Raw genomic sequence first — 20105 nt, 5'->3', positions numbered from 1 at the left:
GAGCAACTAATGTCACTCTGATCGGAGCGAAGAGTCCGGCCGGACCCTTCGGAGTACCTCAGGGCGACAGGGTTCACTCAGGGTGACAGGGTTCACGTCGAACTCATACAGGAAAACGAACATGTCCGCAGCCGCCACCCTAGAAGCCCTCGGCACTGGCCGTCGCAAGACCTCCGTCGCCCGCGTCCGCATCAAGCCGGGCACCGGCAAGATCACCGTCAACGGCCGCGAACTCAACGAGTTCTTCCGGATCGCTCAGGACCAAAACGCCGTCACCGGCCCGCTGGACCACTGCGAGCTCCGCGACAAGGTCGACGTGCGAATCCGCGTCGCCGGCGGCGGCACCACCGGCCAGGCCGGCGCCTGCACCCAGGGCATCGCCCGCGCCCTGCTGAAGCACGACAGCGACCTCATCGAGAAGCTCCGCGAGAAGAACTACATGTCGCGCGACTCCCGCATGAAGGAACGCAAAAAGTACGGCCTCCACGGCGCCCGCCGCGGCACGCAGTTCTCGAAGCGTTAATTCGCCTTCGCGACAACCAGAACCACGAAAAGCCGCCTTCACCAGAAGGCGGCTTTTTTCTTGTAGCAGGCACACTCTGTGTGCCGTCGCCTAACCACGAGACGCGTCAAATGCAATCACTCCGCACGGACGGTTCGCAACGTGAAGATGACGACGATGCACTCTACAAGCGAGTCCTGAAAGACGTATGCTTCCTCTACCATGAACTGGCCGACTATCGTCACATCATGGGCGACCTCGATTACGCCAATGACTACTCAATTCACTATTGGGAATTGCTCAATCGCGTAGATACCGGGCGCGTCGACGACCGATTCATCCGTGGAGGAATACTGATCCTGATGCTCGCTATGCTTCAGGACGTTTTCGACGGCTCGGGCGACTCGATATCGAAACATCGCGCGGCAGCGACGAAGGCACTTGCTGAGTTCATCCCCGAAGACAAGGACATGCTTAGACTAGGCGACGCTGTTGCGCACGGCTTGCAATTACTAGCAGAATCTCGAATTGGAGACGACCGATTCAATAGCGACGTCTGCTGGGCCTATCAAGCTTTTGTGCGAAAGTACTTCGTAGACGCAAGCCTCGAAGGCTAAAATCCATCCATGACCTCAACCCGCCGCAAGCGTTGGACGCTCTTCCTCACTTGGCTCATCGCCACCCCGATCGCCTGCGCCGTCGGCATGGGGGTCAGTGCCTTCTTGCATCGCTACATTGAAAGCACGCGAGATCCCGGCGAGGGCCACATCCTGCCGCTCGTCATTGCCGTGATCTCGACGGCAACGTTTATCTCCCTTACCTTTCGCGTCCGGCAGCCTCGAGTCTAATTTCGAATCAAAACGATTCCTGCCACCTTTTTCTTTCCAGGCCACAGAGGGCTTTCAGATGGCGAGCGTCGATTCCCTGACCTTCGATCTCACAGACTGTAAGTTGGTACGGCACGCCGAGACGGAACGCATTTGGGTGAATGCAGACCGCGTTGCCCACCGGCTGACGTTCGACCAGGGGGTCATCTACTGGCCGTTTGACCTCACCGACCCGAACGCCGCGCAGGTATTTTACCGCCAGGAATGCGAACAGAACCGCGGGGTCATGCTGGAAATGTACCCGGCTCCGATCGCCGGCGTCGAAGGATTGGCCGGGGTGTTCAAATACCGCTCGCCGGCCCCCGGCAGCCGGGGCATGGCTTACATCGGCATCCTGTGGCTGCCGTTCCAGGACTGCCGGTTCCAGGTCAATGTCGAGGCAGTCGAACAAGGCAACACCGGGATGCGAGAGGCGGCAGTCATGGTCATTGAGGGTGACAAGTGGCCGATGGACCCGCAGGCAGAGATCCCAGTCATCAACAATCAAGAGGAGTTGGACGCGATGCACGCGAAGGCTCTGGGGCGTCCGCTGCGGCGGCTCCCATCCGACGATGCGAAGTGCGACGCGTCGTTCCCCCAGCACCCGCTTTCACTGGTCCGCGCGGGGTTGGCGCGTGTCATTGCCACCGCGCAGCTTGCCCCGGACGCCCGTGGGCTGTTGCCGCATCGCATCAGTCGGTGAGGCTTCACGAGGCGGGCCGGAATCGAAACGGTTCCTGCCACTTTTTCTTCTCCCCTACTTCTGAGCGGATGGCCAGTCCGCAGGGAATACGATTGGTCCCAGTGACGCTAGATAGCTCTTGCACATAAGCCATGCTGAAGGGGACTTATACCTGAGCGATTCCCAGTCCATTTCGCCCTTCTTTCCCTGAAATGTGGTTGCAACAAAAGCTTCGAATAGTGCATCACCAATTTGTGAATTCTCAAACAACACTCTCTCGCCACGTTTCATAACCAGTCGAAAGACGAGGCCGTGGGGACGCTGCTTCCCAGCGAGAATTCTTTCGACAATTGCGCCGCCACGCGACACGAACATATCCTTAAATCGCATCTGCGTTTTCGTACTCAATTTGTGCTCGCGATGTTCGGCAGGGCCTTGAGGACCATCAGCGCTTCCGAAGTTAAAGAACATCTCTCCCATGCGTGGAAACTTAAGTCCCAACTTGTAGTCCGGTAAATCGGAAGGCCCCAAATTGGTGATATTGAGGGCGATCCCTTCGCCGTCTTCCGCATCGACAAAGAATGTCGGTTCGATGCTTATCTGAATTCGTTGCTCAAATCTCGCCCAGGCACGATCGGCGACTACGCCGAGTATCGATCCCAAGACTAGGCCGGCCACAAACTCCATAAGTTTCTCCTGCTTTTTCGAGATTCTTCTGAGAAAACGTGGCTAGTAGTGATCAATCGCCCCATTCTAGTCTCTGCTTCTTAAATGGAATCTTACAAGAGTAGTAGTAATCATTCGATCTCGAAATACTCTTCTACGCCATATAGAGGCCCCCAAACGAACGCACGTCACCTGCATGTCGACGCTCCGCGAAGACATGCCACCCAACCTTATCCCTCTTTTCTTTCCTCCCTTTCGCGACTCTTGCGCCTCTTCGCGGCCCCCCAAAGAAATCCAAACTTTAGCGTTGAAATTGGCCGCGCCGCCCAATAGTGTACGGGTGGATACACCCCGACTTTGGCGATTCAACAATTGGCTCATGCGCCGGACCAACGCCGGATGCACGGCGAGCGCTCGCCGTTCGCGCGTAGAGAGCGGGTCGACGACTTTTGCGACTTTTGCGTGCCAACACACAAGCGCGAAAAACGCAGAATTCAACGCCCGATCTCGAATCGTTTTGGTCAGAACAGATCGAGAAACAAAGGCTCAAACGCGCCGCCACCGGCGACTGGAGGAAGGAGTTTTGCGGCTATTTAATGGGGCCCCCCCGCCGCGCACGCAAAAGCAAATTCAAAGAAGAGCTTAGCCGCGACGCGAAAGCGGATCGACAGCCAGGAATCAGATCAAATTACCAGCGTCCGGCATCCAACCACAAACAGTTTGACGCGACAATTTGTCGCCTCAATCGCCGCACGCAACCTCAACGGAGAGAACAACTTGAGAATTGTGTCGCCAAAAACGCGTTTCGCGACAGAATTAGTCCCCGCCAAAATCGAAAGACGCCGGGCAGACTCGTCGACCGCCCACGAGACCCTCAAGCCAACGCCAATAGCCGGAGGGCCACGCCCTCCGGGCCGCCCCGCCAAGCGAGATGGACGACCGCTCGCCGCCGCCCCCGGACCGCGTGGAGGTCCGGCTGGTTGGAGCAACGCGCCCGCAACCGAAACTCCCCGCGAACCCCCGGTGTTGAATCCTCGGAAACCGGCAGCGCTGAAAATCGCCGCCAGCGGATATGCTGGAAGCAGGCGACGCCAACCAGCAGATTTGCCGTTCCAGATCGGGTCGCTGACCCCTTGGCATTGCTCCTAACACAGCAACCAGTAAGGCCATGCGCAACATGCAACGGCTGCGCCCCACACTCATCGCGATCCTCGCCAGCACGCTCGCCCTCGCTGCGACGGCCCACGCCGCCCCGCGCCAGGCACCCGGAGCCGTCGCCAAGCAAGTCGACGCCTCGCTCGCCGCCGAGCTGTTCGCGTCGCAAACCGAACTCGCCCCCCAGTGCGACGATGCGACCTATCTCCGTCGCATCTGGCTCGACCTCGTCGGCGACATCCCCGCGCCCGAGCATGTGATCGCCTTCACGCTCGATCCCTCGGCCGACAAGCGCCAGCGCGTCGTCCGCGAGTTGCTGGCCGACCCGCAGTACGGCGTCAACTGGGCCCGCTACTGGCGCGACGTTATCTTCTACCGCCGCATCGAAGACCGCGCTCTCATCGCCTCCAACGCCCTGGAGGCCGACCTCGGTCAGCAGTTGAACGACAACAAGCCGTGGGACGAGATCGCCGCGGCGTTCATCACCGCCACGGGCGACGTGCGCGACAACGGCTCGACGGCAATCATCATGGCCCAGGAAGGCCGCACCGAAGAGACCACCGCCGAGGTCGCCCGCATTTTCCTCGGCATGCAAATTCAATGCGCCCAGTGCCACGACCATCCCTACGACCGCTGGAAGCGCCAAGAGTTCCACGAGCTCGCCGCGTTCTTCCCCCGCATCGGCGTCCGGCCCGTGCGCACGCCAACCAGCCGTTCGTTCCAGGTGGTCGCCAGCGATCGGCAACTCCGCTTCAAGAAGGAAGACGACGGCAACCGCCCGATGCCCGAGCACTTCATGCCCGACCTCGAAGATCCCTCGGCGCCCGGCACGCGGATGCAGCCGAAGTTTTTCCTGACCAGCGCGAAGATGGACTTCGGCACGCCCGACGCCAAGCGCCGCGAAATGCTCTCGAAGTATCTCACCCGCAACGAGTGGTTCGCCGTCGCCGCCGTGAATCGCCTGTGGTCCGAGCTGGTCGGCCGCGGCTTCTACGAACCGGTCGACGACGTCGGTCCCGACCGCACCGCGACCGCTCCCGCGACGTTGAAGATCCTGGCCAAAGGCTTTCACGACGCCGACTACGACATGAAGTGGCTCTTCGAAACGATTACCGCAACCGACGCCTACCAGCGGCAATCGCGACCTCGCCATGCAGACGACAACGACCTCCCATTCGCCGCCAACGTCCCGCAACCATTGCGGGCGGATCAATTGTACAACGCGTTGCTTTCGGCCCTCGACCTACCCGAGCCGACGCCCAATCGTCCCGGCCGCGGCGGGGCAGGGGGTGGTTTTCGCGGCCAGCAGCGCGACCCGCGTGCCCAGTTCAACCAGACCTTCGGCTTCGACCCCAGCGAGCCGCGCGAGTCGATCAGCGGCTCGATCCCGCAGTCGCTCGCCATGATGAACTCCGCCCAAGTCGCCGGCGGCCTCCGCGCTAACCGCGGCTTCCTGAGCGGCCTGCTCGAAGAAATTGACGATAACGATGAACTGTTTACTGAACTGTACCTGCGAACTCTTAGCCGCCAACCGACCGAGGACGAACTGGCGCGAGCCAGCGCCTACCTCGACGACGTCGGCGATCGCCAACAAGCGATCGAAGACTTGGCCTGGGCGCTGGTGAACTCGGCGGAGTTTCGACATCGAAGATGAGGGTTCGTCAGTTGTCAGTAGTCCGTTGTCAGTTGCTATCGATGGCGGCTCACCTCTGCGACAGCAGCAACTGACTACTGACAACGGACCACGGACACCGCCCAACACATTCAACCTCGGTTTTAAGATCGATCCAACAAGAGAACTGGCCATGATCGGTCACTTACAACATCACACGCACGTCTCCCTCCGCGGCAGCCGCGTCGTGCGCCGGCGCGATTTCCTCAAAGCCTCCGCGGCTTGCGGCTTAGCGGCCAGCGCCTTCAACTGGACCGACGTGTTAGCCGCGCGAGCCGACGAGCTCCGCGACCGCGGCATGGCCTGCATCCTTCTTTGGATGAGCGGCGGCCCGTCGCAATTCGAAACCTTCAGCCCCAAGCCGGGCCACGCCAACGGCGGCGAGACGAAGGCGATCGACACGAGCGTGCCCGGCATCCAAATCGCCGACAATCTGCCCCACATGGCGAAAGTCGCCAATGAACTGGCGATCATCCGCTCGATGACGAGCAAAGAGGGGAACCACCAACGGGCGACCTACTTGCTTCATCACGGCTACCTGCCGATGGCGAGCGTCAAGCACCCGACGCTCGGCGCCAACGTCGCCGATCAGATCGGCAATGCCGCGAGCGAGCTCCCCAGCTTCGTCCAAATCGGCGGCCGGCTCCCCAACTCCGGCGGCGGCGGACTGCTCGGCGTCGACTACGATCCGCTCATCATCCAATCGGCGACCAAGCCGCCGCAAAATACGACCCCATCGGCAGAAGCCAATCGCTTCGCCCGGCGGATGCAGCTGCTCGAATCGATGCAAGGCGACTTCGCCGCCGCTGGCGGCGCCCAGGTCGTGGCCGATCAGCTGAAGGTCGCCAAGCGGGCAACCGACATGATCCATAGCCCGAAGATGGAGGTCTTCGATATCGAACGCGAGCCCGAGAAGGTTCGCGAGTCATACGGCAGCGGGGAGTTCGCCGCCGGGTGCCTGATGGCCCGCCGACTGGTGGAGCAAGGAGTGACCTTCGTCGAAGTCCACAGCCGCGGGTGGGACACCCATCAGGACAATTTCAACGCCGTGCGGAATCTCTGCGGCAACGTCGATCAGCCGTCGGCTCGCTTGATCGCCGATCTGAAAGAACGCGGCATGCTCGACCGCACGCTCGTCCTCTGGATGGGCGAGTTCGGCCGCACGCCGCAGATCAATCCCCGCGGGGGCCGCGATCACTTCCCGAAGGCGTTCAACGTCGCCCTGGCCGGCGGCGGCGTCCGCGGCGGCCAGGTGATCGGCGCCACGAGCGACTCGGGGACCGAAGTGACCGACCGGCCGGTAATGATCCCCGACCTCTTCCGCTCGGTTTACCACACGCTCGGCATCGACCCCGAGTTCGAAAACATCAGCGGCGGCGGGCGGCCGATCAAAATCGTCGACGGCGGCGAAGTGGTGAGCGAACTGTTTGGCTAACCTTTGGAAGACTAACTACCAAGACACAAGGTCACTAAGAAAAGCACCAAGGAGGAAGAGGGGATGGAACCGCAGATGGACGCGGATAAAGGCAAATAATTTAATAGCGATGAAAGCTGTGAACTGAGGTACATAACATATCTATCGCCTTTAATTTGCGTCCATCAGCGTTTATCTGCGGTTCTTTCCTGCATTTCTTGGTGAATTCCTTCGTGCCTTAGTGCCTTAGTGGTTGCATTTTTTAAGGAGCAAGAATCCGCAGCGTCTTCGCATCGGCGTCGACCTCCACCTCGCCACCCAGCGGCACCGTGCAGTTCTGCGGGAAGTGGCCGATCGGGTAGTTCACCAGCACCGGCACGCCGAGGTTTTCAAAGTACTGTCGCAGGACGCCCGTCGTATCGAATCGTTTATCGTCGGTCAGTTTGTCTTCGCGCACGAAGTCTTCCGTGAACTTGCCGAGGACAACCCCCTTCAGATGATCCAGCTTTCCCGCGAGTTTGAGTTGCTGAACCATCCGGTCAATTCGATAGGGAGCTTCATTCACGTCTTCGATCATGAGAATGGCGTCTTTTGTATCGATCGCGTACGGCGTCCCCTCGAGGGCTGAGATCAGCGAGAGATTACCGCCCACGAGCCGCCCGGTCGCTTTGCCTTTGCCGAACGATTCAACCTTCGACACGCTCTCCGGAACCTCGACGACGTATGGTCCCGCGGGCGACGCCTCGACCGCGCGAACGACGTACTTCGCCGTGAAATCCGTCGGCCCTTCCTTGCTGCCAAGTCCCGAGGCGGGCCCCGGTCCGTGGAAGCTGACGACCCCCGCCTTGTTCATCCCGGCATGAAGTGCCGTGATGTCGCTGAAGCCGAGCAGCAGCTTAGGGCTCTTCCTCACCCCCTCCCAATCGACCAGCGGCATCATCCGCATGCAGCCGTAGCCGCCGCGAACCGCCAGCACGCCGTCGACCTCCGGATCGGCGAACGCTTCGTTGAATTCCTCCGCCCGCCGCTGGTCGCTGCCGGCCAGATACCCTTCGACGTCGAACATGTCGTCGCGCAACTTCACCTTGTAGCCGCGCTGTTCAATGTGATCCTTAAACCGCATTACCTGGTCGCGTTCCACCGGCCCGGCAGGGGCGATCAGCATCAGCGTATCGCCCGGCGAAAGCCGCTTCGGCCACACGAGTTTCTGCGGCTCGGCGGCGGAACAGAACGCGCTCACTGCTGTAACGGCAACCGCCATGCTCACCACCAACGGTGTCTTCACTCGATGAATCATTGCTGCTCTTCGCTGGATGCGGGGAATTGGAACCGCCGATGGACGCAGATAAACGCAAATTAAACTATCGGCGTTTATCTGTGTTCATCGCCGGTTTCAAATTTCTGTGTCCGTCATGCCTTCGTGGCTCCATTCTCGAAGGCACACATCTGACTCTAATCGCCCCGCAGTTCCGCCGGCAACTCGCTTTTGAGGCCCATGCGCGAACCCTTGGAACTGCTGCGCGTTTCGGAGATGCCAACCGTCGTCGCGATCTCCGTCGCCAGCCGTTCAGCCAGTTGCCGCCGCGGGATCGCTGTGGCGAGCTTGTGGCGTTTGCCCTGCCGATCATGAAGTTCGACGTTCCAGTAGATCGTGTTGCCGTAAGCCATCCCCGATTTCACGGCGTCGATGCTCTCAATCTGCTCGGGCGGAAATCGCTGCTCGTTGCCGAAGCCTGCGATGCGGCGCGTGGCCGTCACGCCGCGCGCGCTGAACTCCAGTCGGCAGCTTTCAAACACAGGCGCCATGAGGAATGGCAGCACGAGCGCCGAGACCCCGCTGAAGCCCCACGCGAAGAATCAAGGGGCGTCGCTGAGAAAGAGCCAAACGCAGACGCTCGTCCATCCCACGGTGAAGATGGTCGAGAAGACGGACAGCCCGACGTGTCTAGCCATCGGAAATACTATCGTCTTGCGGTCCGCAAAGTCTTCTTCGAGCCGCGCGCTGGCGTCGGCGGCGATCGCGTCCAAGGAGAGGGGCGCGAACAGCGGGCTCTCCTCGGCCGAAGCGGCTGCAGGCGTCGGCGAACTCGCGGCGGTCTTGAAGATAGGAACCTCGAACTCCGCTTGGTAGTCGACGCCGCTGGTCCTCGCCGAGGCAGTCAGCTTCCATTTAACGTCGTCGGCGTTGCTGTCGGGCAAGTCGTAGGGCGTGACGAACTCCACCGGAATGAGTGTTCGTACGCCGCCGATCGTCAAGTCGCGCGTGATCATCCGCTCCTCTTCCCACAGCGTCACCGTCTTCGTGGAGTCGCCGTCGGAGACCGACTGCTCGCAAGCGAACCGAATTTTGACTCCCAAGTCGGTTCTGATCGGCCGCGGCACGTGGATGACGCCGGCCAACGGTCCGCCCAAAACGCCTGGAATCGCCGCCATTTCAAACTCCGAGACGCCCCACTTCCAGCGCCGCAGCCAGAGGTAGCCGGCGGCTCCGGCAAGTCCTATACCTATCACCAGGAAGATCGATATGAACATTAACTCAGGCCATGTACCTTCGTCCCAAACCATTATGATGGCGATCGGCCAAACCATGTTATTCCAGAGGACAGCGGCGACGAGCGCCATCCAGACATGGTTGCTGGAACGAATCTTCCCTTGCGCCCAATGCTCCTTCCACATCCAGGGTTTGCCGGGAAACTGCCGACTCCGCTTCACCTCGCGCCGCAATCTATATGCAGCAACGAAGCCGCCCGCCGTCAACCCGAGTCCTACCGCGCCAAACACCAGGGCGAACATCCCGTCGAACAGCATCATCTCCGGGCGGAAATCGCGGTTGAGGAGCGCCTCGGCAGGGTCCGCCGGATTCACGAAGGCTGAGACGACTTCTTTGCGTTGAAGCGCCTGCTGCAGCTTCTTCCCTAGAGTGCGCTGAAAATCACCGACGTTGTCGGACGATTGGCGGAGAGCGACGCGGTCGCTGACGTACATTCTGCCGTCGAACTCGTAGCGGTAGCTCGCCGTCGCCCGAAAGGTCGTGCAGTCATCGCCGTCGAATTCTTTGGTTTCCGCCTTCAACAGCGTCGCGGGTGCTTCCCTCCAGGACTGAGCTTGGCGATAAGCCCAAAACTCGCGGAAGCACTCGCGACCTTTGTAGAGGCCGATGCCGGCAAAGGGGAGGGCGAAGAGAATCAAAAACAGCGCGCCAAACAGCGAAGTGGATTTCTGCTTGGATGTGGAGCTGGTCGACTGCTTATCTTGATCTGTTTGCTTCGCCATCAATCAACGCTGTTTGCGGTGAGCGCGCTCTCACAGAGGCGCGGAGATGCAAAGGATATTTCATAAGAAATATAGCCTAAGCGTATCCGACGAGCACGCAGGCAATTCGCCGCACGACGAACAATCCTGCCGAATTGGCCGGGAGAACGACCAACCTCGATGCTCCACAGCCGCCTTCAGCGTATTTTCCTTTGCGCCTCTGCGCCTTTGCGAGAGACCTTTCCCAGCACCACGAACGGCAGGCAACCTAGACATTGAACAAGAAGTGACAAACGTCGCTGTCCTGCATTACGTAGTTCTTCCCCTCAACCCGCATCTTACCCGCTTCGCGGATCGCCTTCTCGCTTTTGTACTGCTCAAGATCGGCGACCGAGTAGGTTTCGCAGCGGATGAAACCCCGCTCGAAGTCGGTGTGGATCACGCCGGCAGCCTGGGGGGCGGTGGCGCCGACGGGGATCGTCCAGGCGCGGACTTCCTTCTCGCCGGCGGTGAAGTAGCTTTGCAGGCCGAGCAGCTTGTAGGCGGCGCGGGCCAGCACCGCGAGCGCTGGCTCGGCGAGCCCCATGCTTTCGAGCATCTCTTGTCGCTCGGCGTCGTCGAGTTCGACGAGCTCCGACTCTAGCCGCGCGCATACGGGGACGACCGAGCCCCCTTCCGCCGCAGCGCGTTCGCGCAGCTTCTTCACATGACTCCCCGCGCCGGCGAGGTCGTCTTCGTTGACGTTGGCCACATAGAGAACCGGCTTGGAAGTGAGCAGTTGTAGTTCAGCCAGGACTTTGGCCCGCGCTTCGTCGTCGTACTTTAGCCCGCGCACTGGCTTGCCGGCGGCGAGCAGTGCGTTGCATTCTTCAAGAATCTCGACGCGCTGCTTCGCATCCTTATCGCCGGTACGGGCGGTGCGCTTCGCGCGATCGAGCATCGTCTCCACCGACTGCAAATCGGCGAGCATCAATTCCGTGTCGATCGTCTCGACGTCGCGAATCGGATCGACGCTCCCCTCGACGTGGACGACGTCGCCATCCTCGAAGCAGCGGACCACGTGCAAGATCGCGTCGACCGTGCGGATGTGCGAGAGGAATTTGTTGCCCAGTCCTTCGCCTTCCGACGCCCCGCGGACGATGCCGGCGATGTCGACGAGCTTGAGCATCGCGGGGATGATCTTCTGCGTTTTGATGAGTGCGCTGATCCGCCCCAGGCGCGGGTCGGGCACGGCGACGGCGCCGACGTTTGGCTCGATCGTGCAGAAGGGATAGTTTTCGCTGGCGATGCCCGCCGCGGTGAGGGCGTTGAACAGCGTGCTTTTGCCGACGTTGGGGAGCCCGACGATGCCTGCTTCCATTGAACTGGTGATCCTGACGCTGTAATCCTGGCGCGACGGTTGCGTCGCGATGCCTGCCGGGCCCGAGTTAGGCTGGCGAAACCCAAAATTCTAGCTGTTGCGGCGGCTGGGCGACAGCGGGCCAAGCCTTCGCAACGGTTGCAGCCCCGGGCTCCGCCAGGGGGTAGCACGACGTACGAAACTACCGACCGGTATGGCAACCGACCCCCTGGCGAAGCCAGGGGCTGGAAGCGGGACGACCCACGGAGTGTGCCTGCAACCTTCAGGTATTCGAAATCTTCGGCGCCCAACGTACTGGCTCCGGCGGCGCCGGCGCAGGAGCGGGCTCGGGCCCCGCCGGGTCGAGATGGAGATCGAGTTGCGGGAAGGGAATCGAGATCCGCGCCGCGTCGAGCTCCAGCTTCACGGCCCGAATGATTGCCTGTTTCGCTTCCCCGAACGATTCTTTCTTCGCCCAACCGCGGACTTGCCAGTTGACGCTCGACGCGCCCAGGTCGGTGAGGACCACTTCAGGCGCAGGGGCCGGAACGACGAGGGCGACGCTGCGAACGGCCCGATCGAGCGCCGCGCGAGTCTGATCGATGTCGGCGGAGTAAGCCGTGCCGACCGCGACGTCGGCCCTGCGCACCGCGTGGAACGTGATGTTTTCAATGACGGCGCCGAAGATCGAACTGTTCGGCACGATAATCCGACGATTGTCAGCAGTGTCGATCGCGGTCGTGAAGAGCTCGATTTCAGCGACCTTTCCCGTGTAGCTAGCGACGTTGACCGTGTCGCCCACTTTGTAAGGTCGGAAGATCAGGAGCATCGCGCCGGCGGCAAAATTGGAGAGAGTTCCCTGAAATGCCAGGCCAATGGCTAAGCCCGCGGCGCCGATCAACGCGGCGAAGCTGGTGGTTTGAACCCCGAAGTAGCTGAGGCACGAAAGTGCAGCGAGCAGCAAAATTGTCCACCGCACCAGCGTCGACATGAACAAGGTGAGGGTCTCGTCGAACTTGATTCGCGTCAGGGCGGCGCGGACCACTGACGCCGCCCAACTCGACAGGGTCCAGGCGAGCGTCAACAGGACGAGAACGTAGACGGCGCGCAGTCCCAGCTGGTACGCCGCGTATTCCCATTCCTTCGGGTCCATCTGGCTGAATTGCAGCGTGAAGAGCTCGTTGAGCGCGTTGCTCTTCCACTGCGGCGTACCGGCCGGGTAGTCGGTTTTCGCGGCGGGAGCGGCGGCCGCTACAACATCGGCCGTTTGAGCAAGCAGTAGAGTCAACATGACGTTACCGAAAGGAGTCGCGTGGAGGCGTCGGCGGGACGCCGAACGGAGTTGCCCGATCGTGGAGCAACGGGTATCTACCTAAGAGGCCGCGACGGTGTCGAGGGCAGCGCGAGCTGGCAACGCGCGGCTAAATAGGTCAAACGGTTTGTGCTAGCAGTTCTGGCAGGGCGAGCCGCGGAGTTTGGTTGGAATGAACTACTTGGCTCATGCCATTGAGTGTCTCGAAGACCCTTACCAGGTAGCAGGGGCCGCTACGCCCGATTGGCTCTGCATGACGCGGCCCCGGCTCCGTTGCCGCTCGCGACAGGCGGCGCCGTTCGTCGATGCCGATAACGCTCAGCTAGCGGCCTTCGCGCGGGGCGTGATGCGGCACCATGCCGACGACGATTGGTTCCACGAAACCGGCGCGTTCGGCGATCTCTCGATGGAGCTTGCCCGCCGCGTCCGCTGGGCCACAGGCGATCGCGACGGAATGCGTCCGGGGTTCCTCGGCCACATCCTGGTGGAGTTGCTACTCGACGCGGCCCTGATTGCCGAAGATCGCCGCGGCGTCGACGCCTACTATGCCGCGCTGGCCGCGGTCGACGCCGAGTTCGTCGCCGCCGCGATCGGCCAGATGAACGGCTGCGATGCAAGCGGCGTCGCCGGACTGATCACGCGGTTCGTCGAGCTACGCTTCCTGTATGACTATATGGAGGACGAGACGCTGCTGTTTCGCCTGAATCAGGTCATGCGCCGCGTGCGGTTGCCGGAACTGTCGGCGAAGATGCTGGAGATCTTGCCGGGCGCTCGGCAACTCGTCGCGGAGCATCGCACTGCGCTGCTCACGCCACGGCCGATGGAATCGCCGCTGCTAGCAGCGGTTGCTTCTTAGAACTGTTTCCAGTTCACTTCTTTTGCAGAGGCGGCGCCCGAAATAGCCGTCTTGTGACGGTAGCTCTGACGGCGATATCATTCGGCCGCCATGGAGCCCCCCCGCGACGCCAACGACGACATCCTCCCATTCCGCGCTCCAGCATCGGGGGCCGGAGGCGCGACGCAGCGGTTCTCTCTGGAGCGTCTGTCATCGGCGTTTGCCCGGTTGATGGGGACTCCCGCCAACTCGTCGGCGAAAGTCGCGATCGCGAAGCCGCAGATTGCGCTCGAACCCGAGGAGGATCCGGAAGAGGATGATTCGCTCCCGGTTACCCCGCGAATGATCGTCGAAGGGATGCTGTTCGTGGGCAACGCCGAAGGGAAGCCGCTTGCTGCTGCGAAGATGGCAGCCCACATCCGCAATGTTTCCGCGGAGGAAGTCGAGTCCGTCGTTGCGGAGCTCAACGCCGCCTACCGGCAGGACGAAACGGCGTATGAGATCGTCGGCGACTCGGCCGGTTACCGGATGCAGTTGCGGAGCGATCTCGGCATTCTGCGCGACCAGTTCCGCGGCCAACAACGAGCGGCCAAGCTCACGCCCGCGGCGATCGAAGTTCTCAGCATCGTCGCCTACCGCCAGGGAGTGAGCGGCGAAGAACTGAACAAGCTTCGCGGCTCGCAGAGTCATGCCATCGTGGCGCAGCTCGTCCGGCGTCAACTGGTGCGGGTCGAGCGCGGCAACACGGCGCCTCGGGTGGCCCGCTATCACACAACTTCCAGGTTCAATCAGCTGTTCGGGGTCAACTCCCCGGCGGACTTGCCCCGGAGTGAAGATCTGGACGATTCGTGAAATTTGCAGGCTTCGTGCGCTCAATCTGCGAAATCGAATCGGCGGTAAGTACTTTAATCAAAACGGCTTACAGCAATGACACGGGAAACCGCTCTAGTAGTTGCCTACCGGGTGAGTAGAATCAGCGCGGCGACTTCGACAACGCCGGCCGCCCCTGCGGCCCATGATCCTACGAGGCGACTGAACACGATTCAGTCGTTACCGATTCGATCGGCGCCGCGCGACCTCACAGCGGCCATTCCCTCCTGAACCCCACTTCTGGGTCACTAGCTCCCGCGGTGCGTCTTGCCGTGGAGCGACCGCCGATATGCCGCGCCGCCGCATTCTTGATGAACTCCGCAACCCGCCGCCGGTGGTGCTGCCGTCGTTGCTATTGTGCGACTTCGGCAACCTGGCCGCTGAGGTGCGGGCCGTCGAAGCCGCCGGCGCCCGCGCTCTCCATCTCGATGTGATGGACGGCAACTTTGTGCCGAACATCACCTACGGCATGCCGATCGTCGCCGCCGTACGGCGCGTGACCGATCTGCCGATCGACGTTCACATGATGGTTGCGAAGCCCGCGGCATTCGTGGATGAGATCATCGACGCGGGGGCCGACATTGTCACGATTCACGCGGAAGCGACCGACGACCCTCGGCCAATCCTAGAGCATGTCCGCAGCCGCGGGGCGTGCGCCTCGCTGGCCATCAATCCCCCCACCCCGATAGAAGCGATCGCCGACGCGCTGCCGCTTTGCGACATGGTGCTTTGCATGAGCGTCATGCCGGGCTTCGGCGCCCAGGAATTCGAAAGCGTCGCCCTCGACAAGCTACGGGCGCTCAAGTCGCTCCGCGGCGATTCGCTGCTGCTGGAAATCGACGGCGGCGTCAACGCACAGACGGTCGCCCAATGCACCGCCGCCGGCGCGCAAATGCTCGTCGTCGGCTCCGCTATTTTTAAGAGTCAAAAACCCTATGCGGAAAGTTTGGCCGAGCTAACTCGGCTAGCCGCGACGGGGACCCAATAGCTCGCCACGGGGCGAGCCTTGCCGGCGCGCACATCGCCGACGCACGAAAGACATGTCATTTACATTCCACGTGGTGTCGAGAGATCCAGAGGTTGCTCGTTCGATGTTAACGATCTTGTTAGTCCGTTCCGGGCTGACTGAATACGACTGTCAGGGTCGCATCCAGGGGACGCTCGACGTTCCGCTGAGCGGTGAAGGCCGCCAGCAAGCCACAGCGACGGCCGAAGAGTTGGCCGCCCGCGGCGCGACGATTGACGCCCTCTATGCGGGGCCGTGTCTTGGCGCTCAGCAGACCGCCGAGGTCCTGGCGAACAAGCTGAAGCTCAAGCCCAAGACGCTCAAGACGCTCCACAATCTTGACCAGGGGCTTTGGCAGGGAATGCTGTTCGACGACGTGAAGTCGAAGCAGCCGAAAGTGTTTCGCCAGTGGCAAGAACGCCCTGACACCGTTTGCCCTCCAGAGGGCGAAACGGTGCGCGAGGCGACCGACCGTCTCAAGGCCGCGATCGCCAAGCTTACGAAAAAGCATAAATCGGGAACCATCGCGTTGGTCCTGTCGCAGCCGCTCGCCAGCGTCCTGCGGTGCATGCTGCAGGCGGGCGGGCAGCCGCCGACCCTGTGCCAATCGGCCTGCGTCGGCAAACCGCTGTGGGAGCCGATCGAACTCGCGTCCGCAATTTAGCCCCGCCAGCGCGGCGGGCGCGCTCTTCATTCGGCCCAGCTGACGACGCCGGGCCCCCATTGCCGGACTCTCTACCGGCATGGTTGGCCGTCGACGACGCTGATATACTGCCAGACGGCGAATTCACCCCAGCAGCCGCCACATGTCGACCATCGTTTCCCATTCGACCCAAGCCATGTCGTCCAGCGAAATTGAAGCTCCAGGCGGGCAGGGCAAACCGCCGCGCGAGAAGCGCGGCGTCCCCAGCGGCCTCTGGATGAGCTGCGGCCAGTGCGGCGAGATGCTGTTTCGCAAGGCGGTCGAGCAAAATTTCAACGTCTGTCCCAAGTGCGACAGCCACATGTACCTCAGCGCCCAGGCCCGCATCGCGTCGGTTCTGGACGAGGGGACCTTTGAAGAGTGGGACCGCGATTTGACGTCGGTCGACCCGCTCGGCTTCAACGATAAGAAGTCCTATCCCGAGCGCATCAAGTCGGAACAAGTTCGCACCGGCCTGCGCGACGCCGTCGTCACCGGCACGGGTATGATTCGAGCACGCCGCGTCGCGTTCGGCGTGACCGATTCCGCCTTCATCATGGGAAGCATGGGCTCGGTCGTCGGCGAACGGCTCACGCGCCTCATCGAACGGGCGACCGAACAGTCGCTGCCGCTGATCATCGTCAGCGGCTCGGGCGGCGGCGCCCGCATGCACGAAGGGATCTTCTCCCTCATGCAAATGGCGAAGGTTTCTGCAGCGCTGGCGCGATACGACGAAGCGGGGGGCCTCTTCATTTCGGTCCTGACGAATCCCACCATGGGGGGCGTGGCCGCGAGCTTCGCCTCGCTCGGCGACGTCACGTTTGCCGAGCCCAAGGCCCTCATCGGCTTTGCCGGGCCGCGGACGATCAAGGCGACCATCCGCATCGAACTCCCCGAAGGGTTCCAAACCAGCGAATTCCTCCTGGCGCACGGCTACATCGACCGCATCGTTCGTCGGCACGAAATGAAGAGCGAGCTGGCTCGCGTGATCGATTACTGCGGTAAGCGCTAGGCGTAGCCCTTTCTTGCTCGCCGCCACGTGCCCATCTACATTGGAATGGGGGCATTGCGGCCATTTAGCCCCGCCACTCGCGGCGAGCGGCGGCTGCTCCCGCCGCCGCCTGGACGGCTTGATCTAGCGGACGCCTCAACACCTCATTCAACAAACGCGGCAACCAATGGGCATCGGCGGCTTCTTCAAATCGCTGATCGAGGGGGGCAAAGTCGACGTCAGTCGTCGCTACGAAGTGTTGCGCGAAGCCGTCTCCGGCACGATGAGCAGCTTCCAAGCGGTCCGCGACCGGCAGACCGATCAGATCGTCGGGCTGAAGATTCTCGACAAAGACAAGACCGAGCAACTCGAAATGCGCTTCCGCGGCTTAAACAAGCCGACGGAGGGCGAGATCGCCTCGCTGTTCAATCATCCGCGCATTGTCCGCACGCTTGGGCACGGCCTCACGACGAAAGGGGAGCAGTTCGTCGTGATGGAGTACCTCGACGGGCCCGGCCTAAACTCGCTGATTATCGGCCGCAGCAAACTCCTCGACGGCAACCGACTGGCGCTGATGACGCAGGCCGCCGAGGCCCTCCAGACCGTCCACGAAGCCGGATTCATCCACCGCGACATTTGCCCACGCAACTTCGTTTGCACCAAGGACGCCACCTCGCTCAAGCTCATCGACTTCGGCCTGACCGTCCCCGCCCGCAAGGAGTTTCAGCAGCCGGGCATTCGCACCGGCACGCCGAACTACATGGCGCCCGAGGTGGTTCGCCGCAAGCCGACCGATCATCGCCTCGACATTTTCGCGTTCGGCGTGTCGATGTACGAGATGTTCTCGTTCGAACTTCCGTGGCAACGCGGCAGCGGCGACGGCCTGGCCGCGATGGGCAACGGCCAATCGGCTCCCACCCCCATCGAAAAGCACTGTCCAAAGATCCATCCCGCGATTCGCGATGCGATCCACAAGTGCCTCGAGCCCGAAGCCGATAAGCGGTTCCAGTCGATGAAACTGCTGCTCAACGCCATCCGCTCTGCCAAGACCGAAACGGCCTGAGACGGGCCTCCGGGCGGCAAGCGGCGCCCCAGTCCCCGGCATTCACGCTGGCGGCACGCATTGCGGACCTTCCCCCAGACCGCTAAAATGCCAAATTCTCGCCCGCCCGCAGCTGCTCGCTGTCGCGGGCTGGATCCGCAGATACCCAATCTTTCACGACCAATCCGCCCGTCGGGCGGGAGCTTCCCATGACTATCGACAAGAGCCTGAAAGTCCGTCGCGGCGCCACGAGCACGCGGAGCGTCCTGAGCCGTGCGGAACGCCTGGAGCGTCTCAAGGAGAACGAGCGCTGGACCGAAGGAATGTCGCCCATCGGGCTGCCCAAGGTGCGCGTCAAGAAGCTGTCGCTGAAGAAGAAAAAGAAGACGAAAAAGGAAGAGGACGAAGCCGCGCCCGCCAAGGGAGCCAAGGCTGCTCCCGCCAAAGGCGGCAAGAAGTAAGCGCGCCTCCGACCTGCCGATCATTTACTGCACGCCAAAGACCAAGCCTTCGAGCTTGGTCTTTGCATTGGCGGCCATCTTCCGTGCGAACGACGGTGCCCCGTCAAATGGGCCACGTATCGACCGTCTCCAACTCGCCGCGGCGATTGCGCAGCAGTTGCGAGGCCTGTCGCGTCTCGTAGTCGGAAAACATGGCGAAGCCGCCGTCCGACGACGTCTGGAGCGACGCCAGGATTCGGCCATTTATGTCATAGAGTTGCCATATTTTATAACTTTGGCGGAAATCGCGCGCGCCGTCATGCATTAACAGAACCGCGACGCGGTCGCACGCGAGCTCGCGCACCTCCACGATCCGCCGCTCAGGCGTCGCGGAGAGCGTCCGCCAACGGCCGATTCTCACGTTGACGATCTCATTCTGGTGGTTGTGCTGCAAGTCAACTCTCGAACTCAAGCGGCGAGTAGCGCCAAATGCGGCAGATTGCCGTCCTTTTGCGTCACTTGGGCGGTCAATTAACGAAGAGAACGAGACAACGTTGCAAGTCGAGTGATTTGTCGGCTGTCGACGAGTGGAATTGATGGCGACCATGGGGCTAACCAACTAAAGGGTGGGATTGCGCAGGCGACGTGCCTTTCATCTTCGTAAGCGGAAACAGGTCAAGCCCCGTTACAGAGGGGGAAATATCCTTTTATTCCTTCCATTTTGGCAAGAATCGGACCTGCAACTCGCTGTTATCTGCAAAATTCGATATACCTCCTTTCTTTAATTCATCCATCTGCTTAAAAACGAGATTGCGGAACGCTAACGAAGGGCGTTCCATCACCACTCCAGGCGCTTCAAACGCGCCGTCCGCCAGATGAGGAAGATCAGCATGTTTTCACAAACCGTCGAATACGCCCTGCGAGCCATGGTGCAGCTGGCGGCCGACTCGTCGGGAGCCGCCACCACCAAGGATATTGCTGCGAAGGCCAAGGTCCCCAGCGCGTACTTGGCCAAGGTGCTCCAGTCGATGCGCCGCGGCGGACTAATCCACTCCCGTCGCGGAGTCGGCGGCGGCGTCACGCTCGCCAAGCCGGCCGCCAAAATCACCTTGCTCGACGTCATCGACGCCGTTGAACCGCTCAAGCGGACCCCGGGCAAGAAGGTTCCCGCCGCCGCTCAGCTCCAAAAGGCGATGGACACGGCCGTCGACCAGCTCCGCTCGAAGTTCGCTTCGGAGTCGCTGGCCGACATGTTGCCCAAGGGCAAGACCGTCAAGGCTGCCGCCCGTGGCCCCGCGGCCAAGCGGCCGGTCGCCAAGAAGCGCTAAGCGCCGTTCGCTCGTTTCGTCCAAGCGCGGGGAGCGCAGCTCGGCTATCTG

General features: G+C 61.6%; 21 protein-coding genes. 14 read left to right on the top strand and 7 right to left on the bottom strand.

Features of this window, described 5'->3' with window-relative positions:
• The first annotated feature begins 121 nt into the window (after positions 1-121).
• From rpsI to I41_RS01925, 4 genes are all read left to right on the top strand, one after another.
• Complete coding sequence (gene rpsI / locus I41_RS01940) at positions 122-523, top strand: 30S ribosomal protein S9 (RefSeq protein WP_145430395.1); 402 nt, start codon at positions 122-124, stop codon at positions 521-523.
• A gap of 110 nt (positions 524-633) precedes the next feature.
• On the top strand, positions 634-1119 hold the full coding sequence (locus I41_RS01935) for a hypothetical protein (protein WP_145430394.1): 486 nt from the start codon (positions 634-636) through the stop codon (positions 1117-1119).
• 9 nt (positions 1120-1128) lie between these two features.
• Entirely contained in the window at positions 1129-1350 is a 222-nt protein-coding gene (locus tag I41_RS01930; RefSeq protein ID WP_145430393.1) for a hypothetical protein, read from the top strand.
• A 58-nt stretch (positions 1351-1408) separates the two neighbouring features.
• Positions 1409-2071: a hypothetical protein gene (locus I41_RS01925; protein ID WP_145430392.1), complete on the top strand. Its 663-nt coding sequence runs from the start codon at positions 1409-1411 to the stop codon at positions 2069-2071.
• Between the two features lie 54 nt (positions 2072-2125).
• Here I41_RS01925 and I41_RS01920 read toward each other — a convergent pair whose 3' ends face one another.
• Complete coding sequence (locus I41_RS01920; RefSeq protein WP_145430391.1) at positions 2126-2737, bottom strand: hypothetical protein; 612 nt, start codon at positions 2735-2737, stop codon at positions 2126-2128.
• A 1147-nt stretch (positions 2738-3884) separates the two neighbouring features.
• On the opposite strand from I41_RS01920, the gene I41_RS01915 reads away from it, so the two are divergent.
• A complete protein-coding gene (locus I41_RS01915; RefSeq protein ID WP_145430390.1) occupies positions 3885-5525 on the top strand; it encodes a DUF1549 domain-containing protein in 1641 nt (546 codons plus the stop codon).
• A 151-nt stretch (positions 5526-5676) separates the two neighbouring features.
• Positions 5677-6978, top strand: coding sequence for a DUF1501 domain-containing protein (locus tag I41_RS01910; RefSeq protein ID WP_145430389.1), 1302 nt, complete (start codon positions 5677-5679; stop codon positions 6976-6978).
• 241 nt (positions 6979-7219) lie between these two features.
• Here I41_RS01910 and I41_RS01905 read toward each other — a convergent pair whose 3' ends face one another.
• The 5 genes from I41_RS01905 to I41_RS01885 form a co-directional block, all read right to left on the bottom strand.
• Positions 7220-8242, bottom strand: coding sequence for a S66 peptidase family protein (locus I41_RS01905; protein ID WP_168206612.1), 1023 nt, complete (start codon positions 8240-8242; stop codon positions 7220-7222).
• Between the two features lie 167 nt (positions 8243-8409).
• Positions 8410-8763 carry a hypothetical protein gene (locus I41_RS01900; RefSeq protein WP_145430387.1) on the bottom strand — a complete coding sequence of 118 codons (354 nt, stop codon included), beginning with the start codon at positions 8761-8763 and terminating at the stop codon, positions 8410-8412.
• A 51-nt stretch (positions 8764-8814) separates the two neighbouring features.
• A complete protein-coding gene (locus tag I41_RS01895) occupies positions 8815-10230 on the bottom strand; it encodes a DUF3592 domain-containing protein (protein ID WP_145430386.1) in 1416 nt (471 codons plus the stop codon).
• A 247-nt stretch (positions 10231-10477) separates the two neighbouring features.
• Complete coding sequence (gene ychF, locus I41_RS01890) at positions 10478-11569, bottom strand: redox-regulated ATPase YchF (RefSeq protein WP_145430385.1); 1092 nt, start codon at positions 11567-11569, stop codon at positions 10478-10480.
• 262 nt (positions 11570-11831) lie between these two features.
• Positions 11832-12839 (bottom strand): mechanosensitive ion channel family protein, encoded by a 1008-nt coding sequence (locus tag I41_RS01885; RefSeq protein ID WP_145430384.1) that lies wholly within the window; start codon positions 12837-12839, stop codon positions 11832-11834.
• Positions 12840-13032: 193 nt separating this feature from the next.
• Between I41_RS01885 and I41_RS01880 the strand changes: the two genes are divergently transcribed.
• The 7 genes from I41_RS01880 to I41_RS01850 all read left to right on the top strand — a co-directional run bounded on the left by I41_RS01880 (position 13033) and on the right by I41_RS01850 (position 18747).
• A complete protein-coding gene (locus I41_RS01880) occupies positions 13033-13716 on the top strand; it encodes a hypothetical protein (RefSeq protein WP_145430383.1) in 684 nt (227 codons plus the stop codon).
• 90 nt (positions 13717-13806) lie between these two features.
• On the top strand, positions 13807-14547 hold the full coding sequence (scpB, locus tag I41_RS01875) for an SMC-Scp complex subunit ScpB (RefSeq protein WP_145430382.1): 741 nt from the start codon (positions 13807-13809) through the stop codon (positions 14545-14547).
• Positions 14548-14854: 307 nt separating this feature from the next.
• Positions 14855-15553, top strand: a complete 699-nt coding sequence (gene rpe / locus I41_RS01870) for a ribulose-phosphate 3-epimerase (protein WP_145430381.1) — start codon at positions 14855-14857, stop codon at positions 15551-15553.
• Positions 15554-15656: 103 nt separating this feature from the next.
• The gene (locus I41_RS01865) at positions 15657-16235 is read left to right on the top strand and encodes a histidine phosphatase family protein (protein ID WP_168206611.1); all 579 of its coding nucleotides are present in this window, start codon (positions 15657-15659) and stop codon (positions 16233-16235) included.
• 175 nt (positions 16236-16410) lie between these two features.
• Entirely contained in the window at positions 16411-17265 is an 855-nt protein-coding gene (gene accD, locus I41_RS01860) for an acetyl-CoA carboxylase, carboxyltransferase subunit beta (protein WP_246133780.1), read from the top strand.
• Positions 17266-17431: 166 nt separating this feature from the next.
• On the top strand, positions 17432-18307 hold the full coding sequence (locus I41_RS01855) for a serine/threonine protein kinase (RefSeq protein ID WP_145430378.1): 876 nt from the start codon (positions 17432-17434) through the stop codon (positions 18305-18307).
• 188 nt (positions 18308-18495) lie between these two features.
• The gene (locus tag I41_RS01850; protein ID WP_145430377.1) at positions 18496-18747 is read left to right on the top strand and encodes a small basic protein; all 252 of its coding nucleotides are present in this window, start codon (positions 18496-18498) and stop codon (positions 18745-18747) included.
• Between the two features lie 103 nt (positions 18748-18850).
• On the opposite strand, the gene I41_RS01845 is transcribed toward I41_RS01850, so the two are convergent.
• Positions 18851-19180 carry a hypothetical protein gene (locus I41_RS01845; protein WP_145430376.1) on the bottom strand — a complete coding sequence of 110 codons (330 nt, stop codon included), beginning with the start codon at positions 19178-19180 and terminating at the stop codon, positions 18851-18853.
• A 436-nt stretch (positions 19181-19616) separates the two neighbouring features.
• Here I41_RS01845 and I41_RS01840 point away from each other — a divergent pair, with 436 nt between their 5' ends.
• Complete coding sequence (locus tag I41_RS01840; protein ID WP_145430375.1) at positions 19617-20054, top strand: RrF2 family transcriptional regulator; 438 nt, start codon at positions 19617-19619, stop codon at positions 20052-20054.
• Positions 20055-20105: the final 51 nt, after the last annotated feature.

This window comes from Lacipirellula limnantheis (genome assembly GCF_007746075.1).
In the GTDB taxonomy this organism is placed as follows: Bacteria; Planctomycetota; Planctomycetia; order Pirellulales; family Lacipirellulaceae; genus Lacipirellula; species Lacipirellula limnantheis.
Note: the sequence above shows the minus strand (reverse complement) of the source record. Positions and strands in the feature narration are given on the sequence as shown.

What these genes read in the sequence shown, in the direction of transcription:
- scpB (WP_145430382.1), top strand. Translation starts at nt 13,807, where the DNA reads ATGGAGCCCCCCCGCGACGCCAACGACGACATCCTCCCATTCCGCGCT.
- I41_RS01930 (WP_145430393.1), top strand. Translation starts at nt 1,129, where the DNA reads ATGACCTCAACCCGCCGCAAGCGTTGGACGCTCTTCCTCACTTGGCTC.
- I41_RS01915 (WP_145430390.1), top strand. Translation starts at nt 3,885, where the DNA reads ATGCGCAACATGCAACGGCTGCGCCCCACACTCATCGCGATCCTCGCC.
- I41_RS01900 (WP_145430387.1), bottom strand. Translation starts at nt 8,763, where the DNA reads ATGGCGCCTGTGTTTGAAAGCTGCCGACTGGAGTTCAGCGCGCGCGGC.
- I41_RS01925 (WP_145430392.1), top strand. Translation starts at nt 1,409, where the DNA reads ATGGCGAGCGTCGATTCCCTGACCTTCGATCTCACAGACTGTAAGTTG.
- I41_RS01885 (WP_145430384.1), bottom strand. Translation starts at nt 12,839, where the DNA reads ATGTTGACTCTACTGCTTGCTCAAACGGCCGATGTTGTAGCGGCCGCC.
- I41_RS01865 (WP_168206611.1), top strand. Translation starts at nt 15,657, where the DNA reads ATGTTAACGATCTTGTTAGTCCGTTCCGGGCTGACTGAATACGACTGT.
- accD (WP_246133780.1), top strand. Translation starts at nt 16,411, where the DNA reads ATGTCGTCCAGCGAAATTGAAGCTCCAGGCGGGCAGGGCAAACCGCCG.
- I41_RS01840 (WP_145430375.1), top strand. Translation starts at nt 19,617, where the DNA reads ATGTTTTCACAAACCGTCGAATACGCCCTGCGAGCCATGGTGCAGCTG.
- rpsI (WP_145430395.1), top strand. Translation starts at nt 122, where the DNA reads ATGTCCGCAGCCGCCACCCTAGAAGCCCTCGGCACTGGCCGTCGCAAG.
- ychF (WP_145430385.1), bottom strand. Translation starts at nt 11,569, where the DNA reads ATGGAAGCAGGCATCGTCGGGCTCCCCAACGTCGGCAAAAGCACGCTG.
- rpe (WP_145430381.1), top strand. Translation starts at nt 14,855, where the DNA reads ATGCCGCGCCGCCGCATTCTTGATGAACTCCGCAACCCGCCGCCGGTG.
- I41_RS01850 (WP_145430377.1), top strand. Translation starts at nt 18,496, where the DNA reads ATGACTATCGACAAGAGCCTGAAAGTCCGTCGCGGCGCCACGAGCACG.
- I41_RS01880 (WP_145430383.1), top strand. Translation starts at nt 13,033, where the DNA reads ATGAACTACTTGGCTCATGCCATTGAGTGTCTCGAAGACCCTTACCAG.
- I41_RS01855 (WP_145430378.1), top strand. Translation starts at nt 17,432, where the DNA reads ATGGGCATCGGCGGCTTCTTCAAATCGCTGATCGAGGGGGGCAAAGTC.
- I41_RS01935 (WP_145430394.1), top strand. Translation starts at nt 634, where the DNA reads ATGCAATCACTCCGCACGGACGGTTCGCAACGTGAAGATGACGACGAT.
- I41_RS01910 (WP_145430389.1), top strand. Translation starts at nt 5,677, where the DNA reads ATGATCGGTCACTTACAACATCACACGCACGTCTCCCTCCGCGGCAGC.
- I41_RS01920 (WP_145430391.1), bottom strand. Translation starts at nt 2,737, where the DNA reads ATGGAGTTTGTGGCCGGCCTAGTCTTGGGATCGATACTCGGCGTAGTC.
- I41_RS01895 (WP_145430386.1), bottom strand. Translation starts at nt 10,230, where the DNA reads ATGGCGAAGCAAACAGATCAAGATAAGCAGTCGACCAGCTCCACATCC.